This is a genomic window from Streptomyces sp. NPDC059861 (genome assembly GCF_042731435.1).
Classification (GTDB): domain Bacteria; phylum Actinomycetota; class Actinomycetes; order Streptomycetales; family Streptomycetaceae; genus Streptomyces.
The window spans coordinates 79,364-99,133 of record NZ_JBHWJQ010000007.1; the positions used below are offsets into that span (position 1 = coordinate 79,364).

The window sequence follows — 19,770 nt, forward strand, 5'->3', positions numbered from 1 at the left end:
GCGCACTTCAAGTCGTTGGCTTGGACACCATGAAGTACACGCAGCTCGGACGCACCGGACTCAAGGTCAGCCGCCTCGTCCTCGGCACGATGAACTTCGGCCCGCAGACGGACGAGGCCGACAGCCACGCGATCATGGACGCGGCGCTGGACGCGGGCATCAACTTCTTCGACACGGCCAACGTCTATGGGTGGGGCGAGAACAAGGGCCGTACCGAACGCATCATCGGCAACTGGTTCGCCAAGGGGGGAGACCGGCGGGAGAAGGTCGTCCTCGCCACCAAGGTGTACGGCAACATGACGGGCGACGGCTCCCCCGCCTGGCCCAACCAGGACAAGCTCTCCGCGCTGAACATCCGCCGCGCGGTGGACGCCAGCCTCAAGCGGCTCCAGACCGACCACATCGACCTCTACCAGTTCCACCACATCGACCGGGACACCCCGTTCGACGAGATCTGGCAGGCGATCGACGTCCTGGTGCGGCAGGGCAAGATCCTGTACGTCGGGTCGAGCAACTTCCCCGGCTACAAGATCGCCCAGGCCAACGAGATCGCCGCCCGCCGGAACGGCACCATCGGGCTGGTCAGCGAGCAGTGCCTCTACAACCTCTTCGAGCGCCGCGCCGAGATGGAGGTCATCCCGGCCGCGCAGGACTACGGCCTCGGCGTCATCCCGTGGTCGCCGCTGCACGGCGGGCTGCTCGGCGGTGTGCTCAAGAAGGAGGTCGAGGGCCGCCGCCGCGCCACCGGGCGGGCCGCCGACACCCTCGCCGACCCGGCCGGACGCGCGCGTATCCAGGCGTACGAGGACCTGCTCGACAAGCACGGGCTGGAACCCGGCGAGGCCGCCCTGGCCTGGCTGCTCACCCGCCCCGGCGTGACCGGCCCGATCGTCGGCCCCCGCACCGCCGCCCAGCTCGACTCCGCGCTGCGGGCCGTCGACCTGGACCTCCCTGAGGACCTGCTGACCGACCTGGACGACATCTTCCCGGGCCCGGGCCCGTCACCGGAGGCCTTCGCCTGGTGACCAGAACGCCCTGAAGGGGCGCGGGGAAGCTCCACCCCCGCCCCCTGGGCACCTCCCGCCGACGGCCGCCCCAAGCCCGACGGCCGGCCAACGCCCATAAGGGGGCGCGGGGAACTGCGCGACCAGCCACGGAGGGCCCCCAGCCGCCACCCGACCCGCAGCCCCCGCCCCCTGGGCACCTCCCGCCGGCGGCTACCTGACGGCCGAGGCCAAGGCAACCACCACGAACATGAGTACAAGCGCACCGGCCATGATCCGGTTCCGGGTTTTCGGGTCCACGTACCGAGACTAACCGGCCCCGCCGAGCGGCCGGCGGGCGACCGTCTCGTAGCGCGGCTGCTCACCCCGCACCCCGGACCGCGGCAGGTGGCTGCGCACCAACGCCAGCTCGTCCACCGTCCAGGTACGGCTCGTGAACCCGGCCAGCGCCTCCAGACACGCCCGCACGTCCGTGGCCTCCCGGCTGCGCGCCAGCGTGAGATGGGCCTTGTACCGCCGGTGCTCCCCCATCGCCACCCCCGCCTTGCGCGCCGCCGCCTCCGCCCGCTCGGCCAGCAGCCTCAGCGTCGCGAGGTCCCCCTCCGCGCCGGCCCACAGCGCCCGCCCCTGCCCGAACTGCCCCCCGCCCCGTACGGCCAGCGGAAACGCCGCCGTGCGCTGCGCGGCCCGCCCGAGCCGCGCCGTCAGCTCCGGTACGAGGTCCTCGTGGACCTCCCCGTAGAAGGCGAGCGTGAAGTGCCACCCGGGCGGCCCGGTCCAGCGCAGTCCGTCGGCACCGGGCAACCCCTTCAGGCCGGTCACTTCGCGGGCCAGTTCCCGGGCGACGTCCTCGGGCGGCAGCAGGGCGGCGAAGAGTCTCATGGGCCCAGTCTGCCCAGGCGCGGCCCTCCGCCCCCGGGTCACGCCGCCGCAGCCAGTTCCTCCTGCCGTTCCCTGGGGACGAAACGGATCCTCGGATGTCCCTGGTGCCAGCCCACCGACAGCCGCAGGCCGCCGACACGGGCCAGGATCAGGCCGATGGTCGTGGCGGCCAGGGCCGCGATCGCGCCGCCGGTCGCGAGGCCGACGCGGGCGCCGTAGGTGTCCGTGATCCAGCCGACGATCGGTGCGCCGACCGGGGAGCCGCCCAGGAAGACCATCATGTAGAGGGCCATGACACGGCCCCGCATCGCCGGGTCGGTGGCCATCTGGATGCCGGTGTTGGCGGTGACGTTGACCGTCATGCCGCAGACGCCGAGCGGGATCATCAGCAGCGCGAAGAGCCACAGCGACGGCGTCGCCGCCGCCACGATCTCCACCGTGCCGAAGACCAGCGCCGCCACCGCCAGCAGCCGCATCCGGGCCGTGCCCCGGCGCGCGGCGAGCAGCGCTCCGGTCACCGAACCGACCGCCATCAGTGTGTTGAACAGGCTGTACGTGCCCGCGCCCGCGTGGAAGACGTCGTCCGCGAAGGCCGAGAGATAGACCGGGAAGTTGAACGCGAACGTCCCGATGAAGCCGACGAGCACGATCGGCCAGATCAGCTCCGGGCGCCCCGCGACGTACCTCAGGCCCTCCCGCAGCTGCCCCTTGCCGCGCGGGGCCCGCTGGACGGTGTGCAGTTCGCGCCCGCGCATCAGCAGCAGGCCGACGAGCGGGGCGACGTAGGACAGACCGTTGAAGAGGAACGCCCAGCCCGTGCCCACGCCGGTGATCAGCACGCCGGCGACGGCGGGGCCGATCATGCGGGCGGACTGGAAGTTCGCGGAGTTCAGGCTGACGGCGTTCTGGAGCTGGTCGGGACCGACCATCTCGCTCACGAAGGACTGGCGGGCCGGGTTGTCGACGACCGTGGCGAGGCCGACCGCGAAGGCGGCGACGTACACGTGCCAGACCTCGACGTGGCCGGTCAGCGTCAGGGCGGCGAGAGCCAGGCCCGTGAACGCCATCGCCGTCTGGGTGACCATCAGCGTGGGGCGCTTGGGGAGGCGGTCGACGAGGACGCCGCCGTAGAGACCGAAGAACAGCATCGGCAGGAACTGGAGGGCCGTCGTGAAGCCGACGGCCGTCGCGGAACCGGTGAGGCTGAGGACCAGCCAGTCCTGCGCGATGCGCTGCATCCACGTGCCGGTGTTCGAGACGACCTGGCCGAGGAAGAAGAGACGGTAGTTCCGGACCTTCAGCGAACTGAACATGGAGGACTTACGGGTGTCCTCGGCCGTGAGGTCCGGTGGATCGGGGACGGGCTGGGTGTCGTGGGTGGTCGGTGCGGGGGCGGAATCTGCTCCGGATCCCGTACTCAAAAGGGTTCGCCTCCTCCGGCGGTGCGGTCACAGATGCGCGAGCTTCTCCAGCACGGGGGCGGCGGCGCGCAGTTTCGCCCACTCGTCCTCGTCGAGGCCCTCGACCAGCGAGGCCAGGAACGCGTTCCGCTTGCGGCGGCTCTCCTCGAGCATCGCCTCGGCGCGCTCCGTCTGCGTGACGACCTTCTGGCGCCGGTCCTCGGGGTGCGGCTCCAGCCGGACCAGCCCTTTGGCCTCCAGCAACGCCACGATGCGGGTCATCGACGGCGGCTGCACGTGCTCTTTCCGGGCGAGCTCGCCCGGGGTGGCGGTGCCGCAGCGCGCGAGGGTGCCCAGGACCGACATCTCGGTCGGGCTCAGTGACTCGTCGACCCGCTGATGCTTGAGCCGACGGGACAGCCGCATCACGGCGGATCGCAGGGAGTTCACGGCGGCAGCGTCGTCGCCATGCGTAAGGTCCGGCATGTTCCTTAGCCTAACTCATTACCCTCCCTAAAGAACACTCGGGACACGCTTGGGTGCCCGTGAGACGCGCCACGCACCCCAGCTTCACCCATACGAGTGATCCCGCCGCGGAACGTGACACGCCGGCCGGCGGCGCCCCCGACCCTCATGCACATGGGGACCAGTGTGCTCAGCCTGCGAATAGACGGTGACCTGCTCGAACGCCTGCGGCACCGGGCGGCGAAACGCGGAATGAGCGTCCAGGACTATGTCGTCCGGACGCTCATGCGCGATGACTTCGACGAGCGGTTCGAGGCCGCCGTCGAGGAGACGGAGCGGTTCTACGGGGTCACGTGAGGCCCAGCGCCGGCATCAGGTAGTAGAAGGCGAAGACCGCCGACACGGCGTACATCGCCGCCGGGACCTCCCGGCCCCGGCCCGCCGCCAGGCGTAGCACCACGAAGGTGATGAAGCCCATCCCGATGCCATTGGTGATCGAGTAGGTGAACGGCATCATCAGCATCGTCACGAAGGCCGGGATGGCGATCGTGTAGTCCGCCCAGTCGATCTCCCGGATGGAGCCGGCCAGGATCAGGAAGCCGACCGCGAGCAGCGCGGGCGTGGCCGCCTGTGACGGGACCATGGTGGCGACCGGCGTCAGGAAGAGCGCCACGGCGAACAGCGCACCCGTGACGACGTTCGCGAAACCGGTACGGGCACCCTCGCCGACGCCCGCCGTGGACTCCACGAAGCAGGTGGTCGCCGAGGAGGAGCTGGCACCGCCCGCGGCGACGGCGATGCCGTCGACGAACAGGACCTTGTTGATGCCCGGCATCTGCCCCTGGGCGTCGGTCAGCTTGGCCTCGTCGCTGACGCCCATGATCGTGCCCATCGCGTCGAAGAAGCACGACAGCAGGACCGTGAAGACGAACAGGATGCCGGTCAGCACCCCGACCTTGGCGAAGCCGCCGAACAGGCTCACCTGGCCGAGCAGGCCGAAGTCGGGGGTGGCAAGGGGGTTGCCGGGCCACGTGGGCGTGGTCAGGCCCCAGGAGGGGACATCGGCGAGCGCGTTGATGATCACGGCGAGCACGGTCATCGCCACGATCGAGATCAGGATCGCGCCGGACACCTTCCGCACGATCAGCGCCAGCGTGAGCAGCACGCCGAGCACGAAGACCAGCACCGGCCAGCCGTTGAGGTGACCGGTGGCACCGAGCTGGAGCGGAACGGTGGTCTGGGCGGCGTCCGGGATACGGGCGACGAAACCGGCGTCCACGAGACCGATCAGCATGATGAACAGGCCGATACCGATCGCGATGGCCTTGCGCAGGCCGTAGGGCACCGCGTTCATCACGCGCTCGCGCAGACCGGTGGCGACCAGCAGCATCACCACGAAACCGGCCAGCACGACCATGCCCATGGCGTCCGGCCAGGACATCCGCGGGGCGAGCTGGAGGGCGACGACCGAGTTCACTCCGAGGCCGGCGGCCAGCGCGATCGGCACGTTGCCGACGACGCCCATCAGCAGGGTGGTGAACGCCGCGGTGAGCGCCGTGGCGGTGACCAGCTGACCGTTGTCGAGCTGGTTGCCGTACATGTCCTTTGCGCTGCCGAGGATGATCGGGTTCAGCACGATGATGTAGGCCATCGCGAAGAAGGTCGCGAAACCGCCACGGACCTCACGGGAGAGCGTGCTGCCGCGTTCCGAGATCTTGAAGTAGCGGTCGAGGGCGCCGTACGCGGGCGCGCCGCCCGGCTGCTCGGGCGCGGGAGCCTTGGGGGAGGCCGAGGTGGGCATCTGTACTTTCCTACGAGCAGAACCGGTCAAAGGTAAACGGTTTCAGTATGAACATATGAGGGTCGAAGTGCCATCTCCGCGCGTAGACCCGTGCGTCGCTCGCCCGCCTCGGCGATCTTCTTCAGAACCGCCATTCCGGACTCGGAGACGGTACCGAACGGTGTGTAGCTGGGTGGCAGCTGACTGTCCTGGTAGACCAGGAAGAACTGGCTGCCGTTGGTGTGGGGACCGGAGTTGGCCATCGCGACCGTGCCCGCCGGATAGACGTTGCCCTTCAGGCTCTCCGCCGGCCGGCTCCTCCGCCCCCGCGCCGCCCGGCCCCGCGCGAGGGCCTCGTAAGCTGTCCCCATGGCGAAGTGGACCCCCAAGCACGAGGCGCCGGAGCCCCTGGAGGGCCCCGTGGTCGGCACCATCATCGGCGGCACGATCGTCTGGTTCGCCCTCTTCCTCGTCCAGCTGCCCTTCTACGGCTGGTTCGACGAGCACGGCCACACCTGGTGGCTGTGGACCTGCCTGGCCGGCGGCGGTCTGGGCTTCATCGGCATCTGGTACGTGCGCCGGCGCGACGCGGCCATCAAGCGGGCGACGGCCCCCGAGGCGGCAGAGGCCGATCGCTCCCCGGCGGACTGAGGCCCCGGCGCCAGCGGTCGTCGCGGCGGCCACCTCGTGCCAGGCTGAAGTGGCATGGCCGAACGTCGCGGTGACGCGCACCGCCGTGGCCGAAACCGGTGAGGAGCACAGCCATGGCGCAGCAGAGCGACACCGCCGAGGCCGACCGGGCTCTGAAGGCCAAGCACCGGGCGATCTGGGCCTCGGGCGACTACCCCTCCGTCGCCGCCGAGCTCATTCCGGAGCTGGGAGCGCTGCTCGTCGAGGCGTGCGGGGTGGGGCCCGGGGACCGGGTGCTGGACGTGGGCGCCGGCACCGGCAACGCCGCGATCCCGGCGGCCCTGGCCGGTGCGGACGTGGTGGCCGGCGATCTGACACCCGAACTGCTGGAGACCGGACGCCGGACGGCCGCCGAAAGCGGCGTCGACCTGAGGTGGCGGGAGGCCGACGCCGAGGCCCTGCCGTTCGCGGACGCCGACTTCGACACCGTGCTGTCCTGCGTCGGCGTCATGTTCGCCCCGCACCACCAGGCCGCCGCCGACGAACTGGTCCGGGTCTGCCGGCCGGGCGGCACCATCGGCCTGCTGAGCTGGACACCCGAGGGCTTCCTGGGACGGATGCTGACCACGCTGAAGCCGTACGCCCCGCCGCCTCCGCCCGGCGCGCAGCCGGCCCCGCTGTGGGGAGACCCGGATCATGTGCGGGCCCTTCTCGGGGACCGGGTGACGGACGTGACCGCCGAGCGCCGGACGGTCGTGGTCGACCGCTTCCGGACGCCCGAGGACTTCCGGGACTACTTCAAGGAGCGCTACGGCCCCGTGATCGCCGTCTACCGCGCCAACGCCGACGACCCGGAACGCGTCGCCTCCCTCGACCGCGACCTGGTGGAGCTCGCCCGGCGGCACGACCGGGCGGCGGGCAGCGGACCCACCGTCATGGAGTGGGAGTACCTGCTGTTCACCGCGCGCCGGGCGGACCCGGCCCCCTGAAGCACCGCCCACGGACCGGCCGCCGCGCCGTACAACCGCCGTACGACCACGGCATCATCACGGTCCTCCCCAGGTCGGATCTTCCGCGCACTCGGCAGGTGAAGCCGTAGTTCCGCACGTACCGTCGAATGCATGACGCACATCGACGCGGGCGCCGGTCTCGACCCCGTGCACCCCTTGCGCGTGCCCTCCTGCACGACCGGGCTGACCGCCGCCGAGGTCGCCGAGCGGGTCGCGCGGGGACAGGTCAACGACGTGCCGGTGCGCAGCAGCCGTTCGATGGCCGACATCGTCCGCGCCAACGTCTTCACCCGGTTCAACGCCATCATCGGCGTGCTCTGGGCGATCATGCTGGTCGTCGCGCCGATCCAGGACAGCCTGTTCGGCTTCGTCATCCTCGCCAACACCGGCATCGGCATCCTCCAGGAGTGGCGCGCGAAGAAGACCCTGGACTCCCTGGCCCTGATCGGCGAGGTGCGGCCGACCGTACGGCGGGACGGGGTGGCCGCCGAGCTCGGCACGGCGGAGATCGTGCTGGACGACCTGATCGAGATCGGGCCGGGCGACAAGGTCGTGGTCGACGGGGCGTGCGTCGAGGCCGACGGGCTGGAGATCGACGAGTCGCTGCTCACCGGCGAGGCCGACCCCGTCGTCAAGCAGCCGGGGGACGAGGTCATGTCCGGCAGCTTCGTGGTCGCCGGGGTCGGGGCGTTCCAGGCGACCAAGGTGGGGCGCGAGGCGTACGCCGCCCAGCTCGCCGAGGAGGCGTCCCGGTTCACCCTCGTCCGGTCCGAGCTGCGCTCGGGCATCTCCACGATCCTCAAGTACGTGACATGGATGATGGTGCCGACCGCCATCGGCCTGATCATCAGCCAGCTGGTGGTGAAGGAGACCGACTTCAAGGACTCCGTCGCCCGCACCGTCGGCGGCATCGTCCCCATGGTCCCCGAGGGCCTGGTGCTGCTCACCTCCGTCGCCTTCGCGATCGGCGTGATCCGGCTCGGCCGCAAGCAGTGCCTGGTCCAGGAGCTGCCCGCGATCGAGGGTCTCGCCCGCGTCGACACCGTGTGCCTCGACAAGACCGGCACCCTCACCGAGGGCGGCATGGACGTCACCGAACTGCGCACCCTGGACGGCAACGACGAGGCGTACGTACGGCAGGTGCTCGGCGCCCTCGGCGAGTCCGACCCGCGCCCCAACTCCTCCCTCCAGGCGATCATCGACGCCTACCCCGACAGCGTGGACTGGCGCTGCGTCGAGGCGCTGCCCTTCTCCTCCGCCCGCAAGTACAGCGGTGCCGCCTTCAGCGAGGGCAACGGCGAGTCCAGTACGTGGCTCCTCGGCGCCCCCGACGTCCTGCTCGGCGAGGACGACGCCGTCCTCGCCGAGACCGACCGGCTGAACGAGCAGGGCCTGCGGGTGCTGCTGCTGGCCCGCGTCTCGGGCGAGCTGGACTCCCCCGAGATCACCCGGGCCACGAAGCCCGCCGCCCTCGTCGTCCTCGAACAGCGGCTGCGCCCCGACGCCGCCGACACCCTGCGGTACTTCGCCGACCAGGACGTCGCCGCCAAGGTCATCTCCGGCGACAACGCGGTGTCGGTCGGGGCGGTCGCCGGCAAGCTGGGGCTGACCGGTGCGACGGTGGACGCGCGCCGGCTGCCCGCCGACCGGGACGAAATGGGCCGGACCCTGGACGAGGGCACGGTGTTCGGGCGGGTCACCCCGCAGCAGAAGCGGGACATGGTCGGGGCGCTCCAGTCCCGCGGGCACACGGTCGCGATGACCGGCGACGGCGTGAACGACGTGCTCGCCCTGAAGGACGCCGACATCGGGGTCGCGATGGGCTCGGGCTCGGAGGCGACGCGAGCGGTGGCGCAGATCGTGCTGCTGAACAACAGCTTCGCCACGTTGCCGTCGGTGGTGGCGGAGGGCCGCCGCGTCATCGGCAACATCACGCGCGTGGCGACCCTGTTCCTGGTCAAGACGGTGTACTCGGTGCTGCTGGCGATCCTGGTGGTGTGCTGGCAGGTCGAGTACCCGTTCCTGCCGCGCCATCTGACGCTGCTCTCCACGCTGACGATCGGCGTCCCGGCCTTCTTCCTCGCCCTGGCACCCAACAAGGAACGGGCGAAGCCGGACTTCGTGCGGCGGGTGATGCGTTACGCGATCCCGGGCGGGGTGCTGGCCGCGGTGGCGACGTTCGCGACGTATCTGATCGCCCAGCGGTACTACACCGGGCCGGGGGCGCTGGCCGCGGAGACGAGCGCGGCGACGCTGACGCTGTTCCTGATCGCGATGTGGGTCCTCGCGATCATCGCCCGGCCGTACACGTGGTGGCGGGTCGCGTTGGTGGCGACGATGGGCGCGCTGTTCGTCGTGGTGCTCGTGGTGCCCTGGTTGCAGGACTTCTTCGCGCTGAAGCTGGTGGGGATGACCGTGCCGTGGATCGCGGTGGGGATGGCCGCGGGTGCGGCGGTCGCCCTGGAGGTTCTCTGGAGGTGGGTCGACCGCCGCTTCCCCGCTCAGCGCTACTGGACGTCGACGTAGTCGCCGGTCGCGTTGACCGCCGGGACCGTCGTCTTGCCCTTGAACGTGAAGCGGTAGTAGCCGTCCGCCGACGCCGTGACCGTCGTCCTCAGCTCACCCTTGCTGTTGGTCTTGACGCCCTTGACGTTGGAGTACGTCGTGACCGCCTTCTTGCGGTACTGCAGGGCCACCGACTGGTTCACGTAGCCGACGTACTTGCCGGTCTCCCAGTTGGCGATGCTGAGCTTGCCCGTGATGGTGAGGGTCTTGCCCTTCTTCACCGGCTCGGGGGTGGCGTTGACCGTGAGGGTGGAGGCACGCTGCACGAGCGTGGTCCCGAGGTCCTCCTGGTCGGCGTAGCCGACCTTGGTGATGTCGAACTCCTCGCCCTCCGGGTCCTGGCCGTTGTACGCGATCGCGGCGGCCGCGCCCTTCCAGGTGCCCGCGTCCGAGTTGAGCAGGTCCTCGCGCGGGTAGAAGTCGATCTTGCCGGTGCACGTGGCGGTCGTCGCGGTGTCGACCGCGCAGGTGGCGGGCTTGACGCCGGCGAGGACGGCGCTGCTCGGGGCGGTCAGCGAGCCGCGGTGGAGGAGCGGGCCGGTGACGAAGTCGGCGGCCTTGACGTTGATGCCCGCCGCGTGGGTCAGCTTGTAGGTGACCGTGGTGGAGTAGTGCGTCCCCGAGCCCAGCTTGACCGCCTTGGCGATCTTGAAGTCCGAGAAGGTGACGTCCATGTCGTACGGCTGACCGGGTGCCCGGTCGCCCTTGTGCGCGGCCTGGCTGATCTTCGCGAACGCCTCGCGGTGGTCGGAGCCGTCGCTCCCGGCGGCGTGCACGGCCGGTACGGCGAGGGCGGAGAGGGCCAGGGCGCCGGTGACGGTGGCGACAGTGGCACGTATGCGCATGCGTTCCCCAGATGGTCGCGAGTGATCTCGGAGCCTGTTGGCTCTATTGATCAGATAGGCGAGACGGAGGAAGGGTTGCCCCCGTGGGGGAAGTTGGGAGATTCCGTGGACCACCGGTGCACACGAACGAGAGCCCGGCCCCGGATGGCTTCCGGGGGCCGGGCCTGGAACGTCGGCTACTTCACGTCGACGTAGTCACCCGCGACGCTGGCCGCCGAGGTGCTCGCGATGCCCGAGTAGTTGAAGCGCCAGTAGCCGTCGTAGGACGCCTTGTAGGTGGTCTTCAGCGCGCCGCCGGTGGCGGACGTGATGCCCTTCACGTTCGCGTACGACGTGGGGCCGGACTTGCGGAACTGGAGCGCCACCTTCTGGCCGCTGAGGCCGACGTACTTACGGGTCGCCCAGTCGGCACGGGTCAGCTTGCCGGTGACGGTGAGGGTGGCGCCCTTCTTCACGGGCTCCGGCCCGGCGTTGACCGTGAGCACGGAGGCGCGCTGGACCTTGTGGGTCCTGTAGAAGTCGGTGTAGAAAACCTCATCGTCGTTGGCGAGGACACCGACGGCGACGTTCCAGGTGCCGGCGAGGATGTTGGCGTACAGGTCCCCGACGCCGTCGCCGCTCGCGCCGGGCGTGGCGGTGATGGTGAGCATGCAGGTCGACGTCGTGGCACTGCTGGCCGTGCAGGAGGCGGCAGTCTCGTTCGGCGGGAGCCAGCCGTCGATGTCGTACTCGGGGTCGGAGCCGTGCCACAGGTCCAGGTAGGCGTCCGCGATGCCGCTCGGGTGGCTGGCCTTCACGTACACCTTGATCGTCTTGGCGCCGGTGCCGACGACCACGTTGGTCGCGGAGTTCACCGTCACCGCGGTGACGGTCGGCACCGCCTGCACGCCGGTGCGGGAGGTCGACTTGGCGGAGGGCGCGCCGAAGCGCTCGGCGACGCTCGGCCGGTCCAGCTCGGCGCGCTGCGAATCGGCCTGCGCGAGCGGCGCGGCCAGGGCGGACAGGGCCAGGGCGCCGGTGACGGCGGCCACAGTGGCTCGTATGCGCATGTGTTCCCCATGGAGGAGAGGGGCCTCGCTGCCCTTCGTTCCAGGCGGCTCGTGAGCGCGGCGAGGCCCAAGTGATGGTGGAGTCAGTTGACTCACGCGATCAGACCCGCCATGGGGGCGAATGGTTGTACGACCGGTGAGGGAAATACGCGTCGATCTTCACAGTCGGCGTCCCTCAGTCGAACCAGCGGTCCCGTGCCAGTTCCTCCGTGCGGGACGGGTCCTCCAGGAGGGCCGCCACCTCGAAGCGGCGGGGCCACTGGCCCGCCGCCCAGGCGAGGCCCGCCGCGACGCCCTCCAGGGTCGCCGCGTGCAGGACGCCGTCGGTGGTGACGCGCCAGTCGATCTCCACGCCGTCGACGACGAGTTCCTCGTGCTCGACGTAGGAGGACGGGGTCCGCGGGCCCAGAAGGACTCGCACCGGATCGGGCACCTCGTGCTCCGTGCCCTGCGAGCCGACCTCGCCGGTGACGGACTCGCTCAGCCGCCGTACCTGGAACAGCTCCGCCAGCTCGGCCGCCCGCGCCGGCGGTACCGGCAGCAGGGGCACGCCCTCGGTGAAGGGCAGCAGGTCGGGCGAGTCGACGACGACCGCGCCGGTCGCGTCCACGACCTCGACCCGCCCGTCGACGACGGCGCGCAGGTCGTCGGGCAGGGTCACCTGCTCGGGGTCCAGCTCGGCCAGCGCCCCGTAGAGGGCGTGCAGTTGGGCCCCGGTGACCGGACGCTCGGGGTCGGCGAGCCGGTCCAGCAGCTCGGCGCCGCCGCCCGGTTCGTCCAGGAGCGCCGCCACCGAGGTGCGCACACCCAGTGCCCGGAGCACCTGCTCGTCGTCGAAGCCGGTCGCGTCGGCCTCGTCGTACAGACCCCGCAGCAGCGGGTCGCCGCCGGAGGCGAGGAGACCCGCCGGACGGCGCCCGTCGAGCACCGGGTGCCCCCGCAGCCACCAGGCCGTGTACGGCCGTACGACCTCATGGGTGCCGTCGGGCAGCAGGATCCGCACCGGCTGGGTCAGCGCGTCCCGCAGCGGCGGCTGCGCGAGCAGCGCCAGGGCCTGCGGCCACTTGTCGTCGTCCACGAGGTCCAGGTCCCGCACCGCGACCAGCTCGGTGGCGACCGGCGGCACCGGGGAGTCGGGGAAGCGGTCGAGGATGTCCTCGCACCAGACGTCCACCGCGTCCAGCAGCCCGGGGTCGTCCGGCTCGGCGTACTCCCCCTCGCGCGGCTCCAGTTCGTCCGGGTCGAGGACGACGTCCGTGCTCCGTACCAGGGTGAAGTTGACCAGCACCCCGCACGCGGCCAGCGGCTGCTCACCGAAGCGCTCGGCGAACTCCGTCTCCACGAAAGCGAGTTCACCCTCGCGCATGACCTGTGCGAAGGGGCTGCCGGGGAAGACCAGCTCACCGGCCGGCGCCGGCTCCCCCTCCTCGTCGGGGAGGGCGAGGGCGCCGAGCCACGGCTCGTCCCCCGGTTCCAGACCGGCGTCGCGGACCAGCGAGAGGACGGTCTCCGCCAGTTCCTCGGCGTCCGGCGCGTCCTCCTCCCAGGAGAGCGCGCCCTCGTCGTCCAGGGAGGCCGCGACGGCGGCGCGCACCTGCGGGGTGGTGAGGACCGCGCGGGGCGTCGCGGGCAGCGCGCCGAGCTTCTCCAGGAGCGGGTGCGCGGCGTCCGGGTGGGCGACCTTGAGTCCGAGCCGGGTGAGGGTCTCGGGTTCGACGCTCACGGCGTCGGGGGAGGGCAGCAGCACCTGCCGGGGCCCGATGGTGGTCCGGCCGTCGGCGAGCGGCACGGGCAGGCCGGTGAGCCGGTCGGGGTCGACACCCGCGAGGCTGTCGTACAGCCGCCGCCACCAGCCGGGCTCCTTCTCCAGCCCGGCCAGCCGGTCGACGGCGTCGGTCAGCCGGACCCGGGCAACGCCCAGCGTCCGCAGCTCCACCCGGCGTTCCAGACCGGCGGGCAGCAGGGTGGGCAGCACCTCGGCGAGCACGCGCACGGTGTCGGCGCCGGCGCCCTCGAGGACCTCGGCGTCGCGCGGCCGGAGCGACTCGGGCAGGTCCTCGTCGGGCTCCTCAGGGGCCGGGGACAGCGCCGGGGGCAGGAATGACGTGCGCGGCAGCCGCTTGAGGATGGCCTGCCGCAGCGCCCCGTCCAGCTCGCCCTTGCCCAGCGGTCCGGGCACGAGGTCGATGATCCCCTCGGTCACCGGCCGCCAGTCGGCGAGCAGTTCGGCGTACACGTCGGCGGACTTCTCGACCAGGAAGGCGGTCAGCGGCCCGGGGGCGGCGTGCCGGCGGGTGGTGTCCAGGGGGAACGACGCGATGAGCAGCGCCGGCACGCCGAGGGGCTCGTCGCTGGGGGTGGGGGCGTGCACGACGGGGCTGGTGCGCGGGCGTGCGGGGGTGCCGTCGTCGTCCACGGGCACGGCCCAGGTGACCGACCAGTGCGGGCGCAGCCGCTCCTCGACCGGCCGGTCGGCGAGCAGTTCGGGCGTGAGCGGGCCGTGTGCGGCGGCCGTACGCCACCGGCGGGCGCCGTCCCGCGAGTCCTCCACGACGGTCAGGGCACCCTCGGACCGGCGGCACAGGGTGCGGGACGCGTCGGCGCCGATCTCGACGACGACCTCCTCGAGCCCCGGCAGGGAGAGCAGCAGGGAATCGTCGACGGCGTGCAGGAGGCGCTCGGCGAGACCGGCGGCCGCCGTGTCGCGCAGGGGGAGGATGACGACCGTGTCGTAGGGGTCGGGGGCGGTGCCCTCGGCGGCGAACGGCAGCCGCAGCAGGGGTACGTGACCGTCCCGGCGGCGGATCTCGTCGCCCAGGCCGGGGCTGTGCCGGGCCGTCTCGGCGGCGAGGTCGCGGGCCTCGGCGAGGGACCAGCGGACACCGCCGTGCCGGCCGACGACGGCGGGCTCGTCGGTGACGGCGAGGACGGCCGCGAAGCCGACGCCGAACCGGCCGATCGAGGGGGTGTCCCGCTTGGCGGACGCCCGCAGCGTGGCCAGCGACTCGACGCCCGCCGCGTCCAGCGGGGCACCGGTGTTGGCGGCGACGAGGACGCCGTCGCGCAGCGTGAGACGCAGCCGGCCCGGCACTCCGGCGCGGGCGGCCGCGTCGGCGGCGTTCTGCGCCAGCTCCACGACGAGCCGGTCCCGGTAGCCGCCGAGGACGAGGTCCTCCTCGGCGTTGGCGTCCTCCCGGAAACGGGCCGGGCTGGTGGCCCACGCGTCCAGCACCCCGCGCCGCAGCCGGGCGGTCCCGAACGGATCGGCACCCTCGGCCGCCGGCCGCACGAACTTGCTCACGTTGACTCTCCTCATCGCCGTGAGGAGAAGGTATCGCGCCCGACGGACACCGAGGACTTCACCGCCTCGGCGGCACGGACCAGCCCTTACGAATGCCCGAACTCGGCCGCCACCTCGTCGGAGGCATCCGGCACGGACCCGGAATCCCGCGCCGGCCGCAACGGGAACGGATCCACCCGCGTCTCGTCGATCACCGGCGCGGCCGGCTGCGGCGGCTTCGGCATCACCGCGGCCTCGGAGTGCCCACCGCACCCGTACGCCAGCGACACCACCCGGCCGTCGGCCGGTGAGAACTCGTTCGCGCAGACCCCGAAGGCCTGCCCCAGCGATCCCCCGATCGGCGCGAGGAAGCCACATGTCACGCACGCCGCGGGAGCCGCCTGCGCCATCGGGGTCTTCGGCCCGAACGACTCCTCCCAGCGATCGGCCGCCACATGCAGGCCGTACCGCGACAGCACCCGGGCGCGCCGCATGCCCAGTTCCTCCGCGACCGCCGCGATGGAGCCCCGGGTCGGCACGGCCGGCAGGGTGGCCGGCGGCCCGGCGGTGACCTCCGCGTCCTCGGCCTCGACCAGCTCGGCCATGTCCTCGGAGACCGCGGAACTCGGCAGCGGCACCTCCTCGCCGGTCCAGCCCGGCTCCAGCCGCAGGTCCTCGGCGTCCGTGGGCAGCAGATCGCCCGGCCCCATGTCACCGGGCCGCAGCCGCTCGCTCCACGGCACCCACTCGGGTGCCAGCAGCGCGTCCGGGCCGGGCAGCAGCACGACCTCGTCCAGCGTCACGACCTTCGCGCGCGACGCCCGCGCCACGGTCACGGCCCAGCGCCAGCCGCGGTACCCGAATTCCTTGCACTCGAAGAAGTGCGTGACAACGCGGTCGCCCTCGGAGGCCAGACCCGAGTGCTCCCCGACCACCCCGGGCGCGGCGGCCTCCTCGGCCGCGGCGCGGGCTAGGTCCACGGCCTCGGCGCACAGGCGGTCGGGGGTGCGGCTTCGCGTTGTCGCTGCGCTCACAGGTATCGCTTCTCTCCTACGCCGTCGCTCGGTGCGCCTGCCTGAAGGCGACGGGCCGGACGGAGCGGACCTGGGGACCGCGTCGACGTCCGCGCCCTGTCGCGCTCGGGCGCACCTGTGTCATCCATTCTGCGGGATGGCCGAGAGGCGCGCGGCCGAGAACGTTCGCCACGGCGCGCTACGCACGCTACCCCTTCACCGCCGCTGGGCCTACACCGACGGGACATGATCGCCACTAAGTGCGCGTCCATACGCGCCGGAACCGCACTACTGACCCCCATCTCAGGGCACTATGAACGTCGTGGCAACCGCAAGGTCGCCCCAAGGCACCTCCGGGACCGGCGGAGTCGAGGGGCACAACCGAAGCGGCGGAGCGGGCCGTAGGGGCGGCCGGCTCCGCTCGTTCACCCGTGCTCTGCACTTCCCGGTGACCGGCACCGCCCGCGGTATCCGCAAGGCCACGCACGCGCACGGCGCCGGCGAGTCCGGCCTCGGCAAGCTGATCGAGCTGCACGCCGTGAACGGCGCGGGCGACGTCATGATCACCATCGCCCTCGCCTCCACCGTCTTCTTCTCGGTCCCGACCGACGAGGCGCGCGGCCGGGTCGCGCTCTATCTCGCGATCACGATGGCGCCGTTCGCCCTCCTCGCCCCCGTGATCGGCCCCCTGCTCGACCGCGTCCCGCACGGTCGGCGCGCGGCGATGGCGGGCGCGATGCTGGCGCGGGCGCTGCTCGCGCTGGTGCTGTCCGGCGCGGTGATCACCGGCGGCATCGAGCTGTACCCGGCGGCGCTCGGCGTGCTGGTCGCGTCGAAGGCCTACGGCGTGGTCAGAAGCGCGGTCGTGCCCCGGCTCCTGCCGCCCCGGTTCTCCCTGGTGAAAGCCAACTCCCGGGTCACGCTCGGCGGCCTGCTCGCCACCGGTGTGGCCGCGCCGATCGGGGCGGGGCTCCAGGCGCTCGGCCCGCGCTGGCCGCTCTACGGCGCCTTCGTCATCTTCGTTGCCGGAACGGTTCTCTCCTTCACCCTTCCGCACACCGTCGACTCGGCGAAGGGCGAGGACACGGCGCTGCTCGCGGCGGACGAGGCCCATCTGCACGGCCCGCACCGCAAGCCGGTCAAGCGACCGGGTCTGCGCACGGTCGGCATCGCGGTCACGCACGCCCTGGGCGTCAACGCGGCGATCCGCTGCCTGGCCGGGTTCCTGATCTTCTTCCTGGCGTTCCTGCTCCGTGAGCATCCGCTGGCCGGGCAGAGCGCGGCGGTGTCGCTGGGCATGGTGGCGGTCGCCGCCGGGGTGGGCAACGCGCTGGGCACGGCGGTCGGGGCGTGGCTGAAGGCGCGGGCACCGGAGCTGATCATCGTGACCGTCGTCGCGGTCGAGCTGGCGGTCGCGGTCACGGCGGCGCTGTTCTTCAGCGCGTTCCTGGTGGCGTGCCTGGCGGCGGTGGCCGGGTTCGCGCAGGCGCTGGCCAAGCTGTCGCTGGACGCGCTGATCCAGCGGGACGTACCGGAACTGGTGCGCACCTCGGCGTTCGCCCGCTCGGAGACGCTGCTCCAGATGTCCTGGGTGCTGGGCGGCGCGATCGGCATCGCCCTGCCGCTGAACGGCACCCTGGGCATGTCGGTGGCCGCCGTCGTGCTGGCCGCCGGCTGGCTGACCACCGTCCGCGGCCTGCTCAGCTCCGCGCGCCACGGCGGACGTGGCCGCCCGCGAGTGGCCTAACCCACGGCACGCCCCGTACCCCGCATGGGGAGGCGGCCGGGCGTGCCCGATAGCCTTCGCCCATGACCATGCAATCCGCTGTGCGACGCCGCCGCGCCGTCGCCGCCGCCGGCGCCGTTTCCGCCGGACTGCTCGTCCTGTCGGCATGCGACAAGCCGTCGCCCATGTCGACGATCACCGTCGGTTCCAGCTCGGTCAGCTCCGAGGCGACCTGCTACGACGACGGTGCCGCCCTGAAGACCACGGAGCTGGCGGGGTGCCTGAAGGACACCGGCATCAAGACCATCTCGGTCGACCCCGACGAAACCGTCCGCTTCGGTGTGGACCCCAAGATCGCGGACCAGGGCTGGACGATCCTGATGAACGGCCAACCGCTCACCGACGCCAGCACCAAGACCTACCGGACCATCCCGGGCAGCGTGTTCTTCAACGCGCAGTACGGCGCCCAGGGCAACTCCACTCTGGTCTCCATCAAGGAGGGCGAGCAGGACGTCACCGGCCTGTGGTCCTTCAAGCTGAAGAAGGACGCCTGACCACGTCCGCCGTCCGGATCCTCGTGGCCACCGCGGTCCCCGCCGAGCGGGACGCGGTGGCACGGGCGTTCCCCGGCTCCGCCGCCGAGGTACCGCTGCCCGGCGCCGGAGTCACCCCGGCCGGCCTGCGCCGCCTCCCGGCCGGCCCCGACCTGCTCACCGCCGGTGTGGGCCCCGCCCTGGCCGCCGCCCGCACGGCGACCGCCCTCACCACCGCCGCCCTGCGCGGCAGCCCCTACGCCCTGGTCGTCTCGGCCGGCATCGCGGGCGGCTTCGTCCCGCGGGCACCCGTCGGCTCGCTGGTCGTCGCCGACGAGATCACCGCCGCCGACCTGGGGGCCGAGACCGCGGAGGGCTTCCTCCCCGTCACCGATCTGGGCTTCGGCACCGTCACCCACCGTCCGCCACAAGCACTCGTACGGGACACGGCGACCGCCACCGGAGCCCGCCCCGGCACGATCCTCACCGTCTCCACGGTGACCGGCACCGCCGCCCGCGCCACCGCCCTGGGCGAGCTTCACCCCCGTGCCCTGGCCGAGGCCATGGAGGGCTTCGGGGTCGCCGAGGCCGCCGCCGCGCACGGCACGCCCGTCCTGGAGCTGCGGGCGATCTCCAACCCCGTCGGGCCGCGCGACCGCGCCGCCTGGCAGATCGGCGAGGCGCTCACCGCACTCACGGACGGCTTCGGGAAGCTCGCCCCCGTACTGGAGAGTTGGAAACCGGCATGAGCCGACTGCACATCGCGTACTCGCCCTGCCCCAACGACACCTTCGTCTTCGACGCCCTCGCCCACGGGCGGGTCCCCGGCGCGCCCGGGCTCGACGTGACCTTCGCGGACATCGACATCACCAACGGCATGGCCGAGCGCGGCGAGTCGGACGTGCTCAAGGTGTCGTACGCCGTGCTGCCGTACGTCCTCGGCACCTACACCCTGCTGCCGTGCGGCGGCGCGCTGGGCCGGGGCTGCGGCCCGCTGGTGCTGACCCGGGAGCCCGGCACCGACCTGACCGGCCGCACGGTCGCGGTGCCGAGCGAGAAGTCGACGGCGTATCTGCTGTTCCGGCTGTGGGCCGCCGACACGCTGCCCGGAGGGGTCGGCGAGATCGTGGTCATGCCGTTCCGCGAGATCATGCCGGCGGTGCGGGACGGGAAGGTCGACGCGGGCCTGGTCATCCACGAGGCGCGCTTCACCTACCAGAACTACGGCCTGCACAAGCTCGCCGACATGGGTGAGCACTGGGAGGACACCACCGGGCTGCCGATCCCGCTGGGCGCGATCATCGCCAGGCGGTCGCTGGGGGCGGAGAAGCTGACGCGGCTCGCCGACGCCGTCCGCACGTCCGTGCAGCTGGCCTGGGAGAACCCCGAGGTGTCCCGCCCGTACGTCATGGCGCACGCCCAGGAGATGGACCCGGTCGTCGCCGACCAGCACATCGGGCTCTACGTCAACGAATTCACCGCGGGTCTCGGTGAGGACGGCTATGCGGCCGTACGCGGTCTGCTCACACGTGCGGCGGCCGAGGGACTGGTTCCGCCCCTCGGCCCGGATGCGCTGGATTTCCCGTAG

Annotated in this window: 17 protein-coding genes and 1 pseudogene; 9 read left to right on the plus strand and 9 right to left on the minus strand. The window is 72.0% G+C overall.

What is annotated here, in order from left to right; genetic code table 11:
• The first annotated feature begins 29 nt into the window (after nt 1-29).
• Nucleotides 30-1,025 (plus strand): aldo/keto reductase, encoded by a 996-nt coding sequence (locus tag ACFV6X_RS08480; protein WP_385379512.1) that lies wholly within the window; start codon nt 30-32, stop codon nt 1,023-1,025.
• Nucleotides 1,026-1,313: 288 nt separating this feature from the next.
• On the opposite strand, the gene thpR is transcribed toward ACFV6X_RS08480, so the two are convergent.
• From thpR to ACFV6X_RS08495, 3 genes are read right to left on the minus strand one after another with little or no spacing between them, the layout of a single operon-like run.
• Nucleotides 1,314-1,886, minus strand: a complete 573-nt coding sequence (gene thpR / locus ACFV6X_RS08485; protein WP_385379515.1) for an RNA 2',3'-cyclic phosphodiesterase — start codon at nt 1,884-1,886, stop codon at nt 1,314-1,316.
• Nucleotides 1,887-1,924: 38 nt separating this feature from the next.
• Nucleotides 1,925-3,307: an MFS transporter gene (locus ACFV6X_RS08490; protein WP_385379518.1), complete on the minus strand. Its 1,383-nt coding sequence runs from the start codon at nt 3,305-3,307 to the stop codon at nt 1,925-1,927.
• 27 nt (nt 3,308-3,334) lie between these two features.
• On the minus strand, nt 3,335-3,772 hold the full coding sequence (locus ACFV6X_RS08495; RefSeq protein ID WP_365456818.1) for a MarR family transcriptional regulator: 438 nt from the start codon (nt 3,770-3,772) through the stop codon (nt 3,335-3,337).
• A 147-nt stretch (nt 3,773-3,919) separates the two neighbouring features.
• Here ACFV6X_RS08495 and ACFV6X_RS08500 point away from each other — a divergent pair, with 147 nt between their 5' ends.
• The gene (locus ACFV6X_RS08500) at nt 3,920-4,108 is read left to right on the plus strand and encodes a ribbon-helix-helix protein, CopG family (RefSeq protein WP_385379522.1); all 189 of its coding nucleotides are present in this window, start codon (nt 3,920-3,922) and stop codon (nt 4,106-4,108) included.
• Here ACFV6X_RS08500 and ACFV6X_RS08505 read toward each other — a convergent pair.
• Together ACFV6X_RS08505 and ACFV6X_RS08510 are read right to left on the minus strand one after the other, a co-directional pair.
• A complete protein-coding gene (locus ACFV6X_RS08505) occupies nt 4,101-5,552 on the minus strand; it encodes an NCS2 family permease (RefSeq protein ID WP_385379525.1) in 1,452 nt (483 codons plus the stop codon). The two genes, ACFV6X_RS08500 and ACFV6X_RS08505, sit on opposite strands and share 8 nt — an antisense overlap.
• A gap of 26 nt (nt 5,553-5,578) precedes the next feature.
• Nucleotides 5,579-5,836, minus strand: a pseudogene (locus tag ACFV6X_RS08510) (peptidylprolyl isomerase); the annotation flags it as partial.
• Between the two features lie 64 nt (nt 5,837-5,900).
• Here ACFV6X_RS08510 and ACFV6X_RS08515 point away from each other — a divergent pair.
• From ACFV6X_RS08515 to ACFV6X_RS08525, 3 genes are all read left to right on the plus strand, one after another.
• Nucleotides 5,901-6,182, plus strand: a complete 282-nt coding sequence (locus tag ACFV6X_RS08515) for a DUF2530 domain-containing protein (protein ID WP_385379528.1) — start codon at nt 5,901-5,903, stop codon at nt 6,180-6,182.
• Nucleotides 6,183-6,295: 113 nt separating this feature from the next.
• Entirely contained in the window at nt 6,296-7,150 is an 855-nt protein-coding gene (locus ACFV6X_RS08520; protein ID WP_385379531.1) for a class I SAM-dependent methyltransferase, read from the plus strand.
• Between the two features lie 132 nt (nt 7,151-7,282).
• The gene (locus ACFV6X_RS08525; RefSeq protein WP_385379533.1) at nt 7,283-9,697 is read left to right on the plus strand and encodes an HAD-IC family P-type ATPase; all 2,415 of its coding nucleotides are present in this window, start codon (nt 7,283-7,285) and stop codon (nt 9,695-9,697) included.
• On the opposite strand, the gene ACFV6X_RS08530 is transcribed toward ACFV6X_RS08525, so the two are convergent.
• The 4 genes from ACFV6X_RS08530 to ACFV6X_RS08545 all read right to left on the minus strand — a co-directional run bounded on the left by ACFV6X_RS08530 (nt 9,679) and on the right by ACFV6X_RS08545 (nt 15,944).
• The gene (locus ACFV6X_RS08530; RefSeq protein ID WP_385379536.1) at nt 9,679-10,581 is read right to left on the minus strand and encodes a hypothetical protein; all 903 of its coding nucleotides are present in this window, start codon (nt 10,579-10,581) and stop codon (nt 9,679-9,681) included. The genes ACFV6X_RS08525 and ACFV6X_RS08530 overlap by 19 nt on opposite strands.
• Nucleotides 10,582-10,757: 176 nt before the next feature.
• A complete protein-coding gene (locus tag ACFV6X_RS08535; protein WP_385379539.1) occupies nt 10,758-11,630 on the minus strand; it encodes a calcium-binding protein in 873 nt (290 codons plus the stop codon).
• 175 nt (nt 11,631-11,805) lie between these two features.
• Nucleotides 11,806-14,931: a sacsin N-terminal ATP-binding-like domain-containing protein gene (locus ACFV6X_RS08540; protein WP_385379541.1), complete on the minus strand. Its 3,126-nt coding sequence runs from the start codon at nt 14,929-14,931 to the stop codon at nt 11,806-11,808.
• An 86-nt stretch (nt 14,932-15,017) separates the two neighbouring features.
• Nucleotides 15,018-15,944 (minus strand): DUF3027 domain-containing protein, encoded by a 927-nt coding sequence (locus ACFV6X_RS08545; RefSeq protein ID WP_385379544.1) that lies wholly within the window; start codon nt 15,942-15,944, stop codon nt 15,018-15,020.
• Nucleotides 15,945-16,245: 301 nt separating this feature from the next.
• Between ACFV6X_RS08545 and ACFV6X_RS08550 the strand changes: the two genes are divergently transcribed.
• From ACFV6X_RS08550 to ACFV6X_RS08565, 4 genes are all read left to right on the plus strand, one after another.
• Nucleotides 16,246-17,670 (plus strand): MFS transporter, encoded by a 1,425-nt coding sequence (locus ACFV6X_RS08550; RefSeq protein WP_385379547.1) that lies wholly within the window; start codon nt 16,246-16,248, stop codon nt 17,668-17,670.
• 62 nt (nt 17,671-17,732) lie between these two features.
• A complete protein-coding gene (locus ACFV6X_RS08555) occupies nt 17,733-18,203 on the plus strand; it encodes a DUF2771 domain-containing protein (protein ID WP_385379549.1) in 471 nt (156 codons plus the stop codon).
• Nucleotides 18,173-18,931 (plus strand): futalosine hydrolase, encoded by a 759-nt coding sequence (locus ACFV6X_RS08560; RefSeq protein WP_385379552.1) that lies wholly within the window; start codon nt 18,173-18,175, stop codon nt 18,929-18,931. Before ACFV6X_RS08555 ends, ACFV6X_RS08560 begins: the two co-directional genes overlap by 31 nt.
• Nucleotides 18,928-19,770, plus strand: coding sequence for a 1,4-dihydroxy-6-naphthoate synthase (locus tag ACFV6X_RS08565; RefSeq protein WP_385379554.1), 843 nt, complete (start codon nt 18,928-18,930; stop codon nt 19,768-19,770). Before ACFV6X_RS08560 ends, ACFV6X_RS08565 begins: the two co-directional genes overlap by 4 nt.

Excerpts from the sequence above, each read along its gene's own strand:
- ACFV6X_RS08520 (WP_385379531.1), top strand. The coding sequence starts at position 6,296 with ATGGCGCAGCAGAGCGACACCGCCGAGGCCGACCGGGCTCTGAAGGCC.
- ACFV6X_RS08505 (WP_385379525.1), bottom strand. The coding sequence starts at position 5,552 with ATGCCCACCTCGGCCTCCCCCAAGGCTCCCGCGCCCGAGCAGCCGGGC.
- ACFV6X_RS08495 (WP_365456818.1), bottom strand. The coding sequence starts at position 3,772 with ATGCCGGACCTTACGCATGGCGACGACGCTGCCGCCGTGAACTCCCTG.
- ACFV6X_RS08515 (WP_385379528.1), top strand. The coding sequence starts at position 5,901 with ATGGCGAAGTGGACCCCCAAGCACGAGGCGCCGGAGCCCCTGGAGGGC.
- ACFV6X_RS08555 (WP_385379549.1), top strand. The coding sequence starts at position 17,733 with ATGACCATGCAATCCGCTGTGCGACGCCGCCGCGCCGTCGCCGCCGCC.
- thpR (WP_385379515.1), bottom strand. The coding sequence starts at position 1,886 with ATGAGACTCTTCGCCGCCCTGCTGCCGCCCGAGGACGTCGCCCGGGAA.
- ACFV6X_RS08480 (WP_385379512.1), top strand. The coding sequence starts at position 30 with ATGAAGTACACGCAGCTCGGACGCACCGGACTCAAGGTCAGCCGCCTC.
- ACFV6X_RS08565 (WP_385379554.1), top strand. The coding sequence starts at position 18,928 with ATGAGCCGACTGCACATCGCGTACTCGCCCTGCCCCAACGACACCTTC.
- ACFV6X_RS08535 (WP_385379539.1), bottom strand. The coding sequence starts at position 11,630 with ATGCGCATACGAGCCACTGTGGCCGCCGTCACCGGCGCCCTGGCCCTG.
- ACFV6X_RS08500 (WP_385379522.1), top strand. The coding sequence starts at position 3,920 with ATGCACATGGGGACCAGTGTGCTCAGCCTGCGAATAGACGGTGACCTG.
- ACFV6X_RS08530 (WP_385379536.1), bottom strand. The coding sequence starts at position 10,581 with ATGCGCATACGTGCCACTGTCGCCACCGTCACCGGCGCCCTGGCCCTC.
- ACFV6X_RS08525 (WP_385379533.1), top strand. The coding sequence starts at position 7,283 with ATGACGCACATCGACGCGGGCGCCGGTCTCGACCCCGTGCACCCCTTG.